Origin of the sequence: Phenylobacterium sp., from assembly GCF_004799395.1 — a bacterium.
Lineage (GTDB): Bacteria > Pseudomonadota > Alphaproteobacteria > Caulobacterales > Caulobacteraceae > Phenylobacterium.
The window spans coordinates 1-3899 of record NZ_SSMZ01000010.1; the positions used below are offsets into that span (position 1 = coordinate 1).

Annotated in this window: 3 protein-coding genes; 1 reads left to right on the forward strand and 2 read right to left on the reverse strand. The window is 67.9% G+C overall.

Going from position 1 to position 3899, the window contains the following annotated elements; translation table 11 throughout:
• Positions 1 to 2774: M14 family zinc carboxypeptidase (locus E8A12_RS00550; RefSeq protein WP_293365804.1), on the forward strand; the 2774-nt coding region annotated here is incomplete at its 5' end.
• 12 nt (positions 2775 to 2786) lie between these two features.
• Here the strand turns inward: E8A12_RS00550 and E8A12_RS00555 are convergent.
• Both E8A12_RS00555 and E8A12_RS00560 read right to left on the reverse strand, forming a co-directional pair.
• Positions 2787 to 2990: a hypothetical protein gene (locus tag E8A12_RS00555; RefSeq protein ID WP_293365805.1), complete on the reverse strand. Its 204-nt coding sequence runs from the start codon at positions 2988 to 2990 to the stop codon at positions 2787 to 2789.
• 114 nt (positions 2991 to 3104) lie between these two features.
• A partial coding sequence (locus E8A12_RS00560; protein WP_293365806.1) for a c-type cytochrome occupies positions 3105 to 3899 on the reverse strand: 795 nt, incomplete at its 5' end.

The window sequence follows — 3899 nt, forward strand, 5'->3', positions numbered from 1 at the left end:
CCTCGCCGCTGAAGTTCTTCGGCCGCATCCCCGGCACGCCCGGCGAGCTGACCTACGCCAAGGACATCGAGCGCTACTACCAGGAGCTGGCCAGGACCTCGCCGCGTGTGAAGTTCTGGAAGCTGGGAACCACCGAGGAAGGCCGCGATCAGGTGGTCATCGCCATCGCTGACGAGGCGACGCTGAAGGACCTCGACAAGTACAAGGCCGCGTTGGCCGCGCTGGGCGATCCGCGCAAGACCGCGCCGGAGCAGGCCAAGGCCGCGATCCACTCAGCCAAGCCGATCTACTGGATCACCAGCGGCATCCATTCGCCGGAGACCGGCGGGCCGGAGATGCTGATCGAACTGGCCTACCGCCTGGCGATCGAGGAGACGCCGCTGGTCCAGAACATCCGCAACAATGTCATCACCTTCATCACCCCGGTGGTCGAGGTCGATGGCCGCGAGAAGATCGTCGACACCTATTACTACGGCAAGAAGACCGGCAAGCCGAAGCCGCCGTTGGTCTACTGGGGCAAGTACGTCGCCCACGACAACAACCGCGACGGCATGGGCCAGTACCTGAAGCTGACCCAGAACATCACCGCAGGCGTCCTCGAGTGGCATCCCACTGTGCTGCACGACCTGCACGAGGCGCAGTCCTACCTCTACGTCTCGACCGGGACCGGCCCGTACAACCCGTCCCTCGATCCGGTGCAGACCGACGAGTGGTGGCTCTTGGGCGAGACCGAGATCACCGAGATGGCCAAGCGCCGCGTCCCCGGCGTCTGGACGTATGGCTATTACGACGGCTGGGTGCCCAACTACCTGTTCTGGATCGCCAACGCCCACAACTCGCTCGGCCGCTTCTACGAGGTGCAGAGCTACGGCCCCGACATCCAGAAGGACCTGAAGCTTCCGGCCACGGTGACCAGCCGCGAGTGGTACCGGCCGAACCCGGCCCTGCCCTCGGTGGACTGGGGTCCGCGCAACAACACCAACATCCAGGAATCGGCCCTGCTCTTCGCCCTCGACCGGGTGGCGAAGGACCGGGAGATGTACCTGGAGAACTACTGGGTGAAGAACCAGCACGCCGTGGACGGGGGCAAGACCGGCGCGGTCAACGCCTGGGTCATCCCCGCTGACCAGACCGCGAAGCTCAACGTCGTCGACATGATAAACGACGTCCGCCGCCAGGGCCTGGAGGTCTCGACGGCCGACAGCGCCTTCACCGCCGGCGCCGTGAAGGTGGCGGCGGGCGACTATGTGATCCGTGCCGACCAGCCCTACCGCACGCTGGCCGACCTCTATTTCAGCGTCCAGAACTACCCCGCGGCCAATCCCAGGCCCTACGACGACACCGGCTGGACGATGCAGTACATGCGCAACGTCACGCTGAAGACGGTCAAGGATCCGGCGGTCCTGAAGCAGCCCATGACGCTCGTCACCGCCGACGTGGCGCCCAAAGGCGCCATTTCCGGCGCGGGTTCGACGATCCTCGTGAACCACACCGGCGACAACGAGCTGGTCACCTTCCGCTTCCGATTGAAGGACGTGAAGATGCTGGCCGCCGAGAAGGCCTTCGAAGTCGGCGGCAAGTCCTACGCCGCCGGGACCTTCATCATCCCCAATGCGCCCCGCGCTGCGGTCGAGAAGGCTATCGCCGACCTGGGCCTGACGGGCGAGGCGGTCTCGACCGTTCCGGACGTGAAGGCACACGCCCTGACCCTACCGCGTATCGGCTACCTGCACTCATGGTTGCGCACGCAGGACGAGGGCTGGTGGCGCGCCGCGCTGGATCACTACGGCGTGCCCTACACCTACATCGCCGACACCAAGGCTCGGCAGGGCGACCTCAGGAAAAAGTTCGACGTCATCATCTACCCGACGGTCGGTTCCAGCGCCCGCGACCAGGTGGTCGGCGTGGCGATGAACGGCGACGTGCCGATCCCCTACAAGAAGTCTGAGCTGACCCCGAACCTCGGCGTACTGGATTCAGCCGACGACATCCGCGGCGGCCTGGGCGCCGATGGCCTGGCCGAGCTGCAGAAATTCGTGAAGGCCGGCGGGACGCTGATCGGCGACGGGTCCACCGTCGACATGCTGGCCAACTACGGGATCGCCGCGGGCGTCACCACCGCCGTCCCGCCGGAACTCTACACCAAGGGCGCGCTGATGCGCGGCGTGTTCACCGACCAGGCCAGCCCGATTGCCTACGGCTACGTGGGCAAGGAGCTGCCGATCTACTTCGCCGACACGCCGGTGATCACCATCGCCACGCCGGCGCAGGGCGGCTTCGGCGGCGGCGGTCAGGGCGGCGGCGCTGGCGCGCGCATCGCCCAGAACATTACCCCCAACGCGGTCCCGGCCCACATCTCGCCCTACCCGACGCCGGACCAGCCCGCGAAACGCGACGCCGAACCCGCCGCCCCCGTCGAGACCGTCCCGCCGGCCTCACGCCAGGGCGGCGCGGAGCCCACGCAGCACCCGCGCACGGTCATGGCCTTCCCAGCCCAGGCGGATTCGATCCTGCTCTCCGGCATGCTGGAAGGCGGTCAGGCGCTGACCCGCAAGGCGCTGATCGTCGACGTGCCGGACGGCAAAGGCCACATGGTGCTGTTCGGCCTGCGCCCCTACTGGCGCTGGCAGACGCAGGGCTCCTACTTCCTGGGCTTCAACGCCATCCTCAACTGGGACCACCTCGACGCGGGCGAGCCCCCGCCGCCGCCGAAGGCAGGAGACAAGCCCGCAGAGGCCCCGGCCGTGAAGCCGCCGCCGAAACCCGCCGACTGAGCGGCTGCCGACCTAGCGGGCGCCGCGCAGACGCCAGGCGAAGAAGGGGCGTTTCGCGGGCTTGGGCGCGGCCTCGCGGGCGGCTTGCAGCTCAGCCCATTTGCCGTGGGCGCGCCCGCAGCCCTGGCAGCTGGCCAGCAACTCGCCACCGACGCCGGGGCTGAGGATCGCGGCGGGATCGCCGCAGTCGGGGCACTCGAACTCTTCGGGCGTCATGGGTGGCCTTGGCCCTGCAGATGGGTCGATGCAATCCTGGCCCAACCGGCCCAAGGATGGAATGCGCTTCACGCGGACCGGACGGCTTTCGCCGCCGCCCGGTCCCGCCGGCGTCTACTTCTTCGCCGAGGCCTGTTGGGCCGCCTTGGCCTTGTTCGCTTGGCTGACGATGTAGTGGTAGATCGCCTCCGCTTGACCTTCGGCCAGCACCTTCTTGAACGAGACCATGCCCTTGTCGGCGCGCGCGCCGTCCAGGACGATGGAGTTCCAGTTGGTCAGCTTCTGCAGCGCCGGCGAATAGCGCAGGTCGGGGATCGACTTGTCGGCCACCCCGCCCGCACCATGGCAGCCGGCGCAGAACCGGCCATAGGCGCCCTCGCCGTCGATCACCTGCTCGTTGGTGCCGGTGAGCAGCGGCGGGTCGAGCACCTTGCCCGGCACGGCGCCGGCGACCGGGGTCGAGGGCAGGGCGACGCTGGCGTTCAGCTTGTAGACCAGCAGGCGCGAGTTGTTGGCGCTGAGCGGATTGGTCCGCGCCTGGCCGGCCGGCAGGCCGCGCGCGCCGACCAAAAGCGCGACGTATTGCTCGCCGCCAATCGTGTAGGTCGAGGGCGCCGCCACCACGTCGGCCTGGGTCGGCGCTGACCACAGCTTGGCGCCGGTCCTGGCGTCATAGGCGTTGAAATTGCCGCTCCAGTCGCCGGAGAACACCAAGTCGCTGGCGGTGGCCATGACGCCATGCGGGCCATAGTCCTTGTCCGGCGCGCGCCAGACTTCCTTCTGGGCGACCGGATCATAGGCCTCCAGGTAGGAGCGGATATTACCCCGCTGCGGCGCGCCGGGCTTGCCGTAGAGCTCGGTGATCTTGTCAGAGAAGGAGACCGTGGCGGTGTTGTAGACCCGGTCCTT

Bases quoted from the DNA above. Each gene is read 5' to 3' on its own strand.
- E8A12_RS00555 (WP_293365805.1), bottom strand. From the start codon at position 2,990: ATGACGCCCGAAGAGTTCGAGTGCCCCGACTGCGGCGATCCCGCCGCG.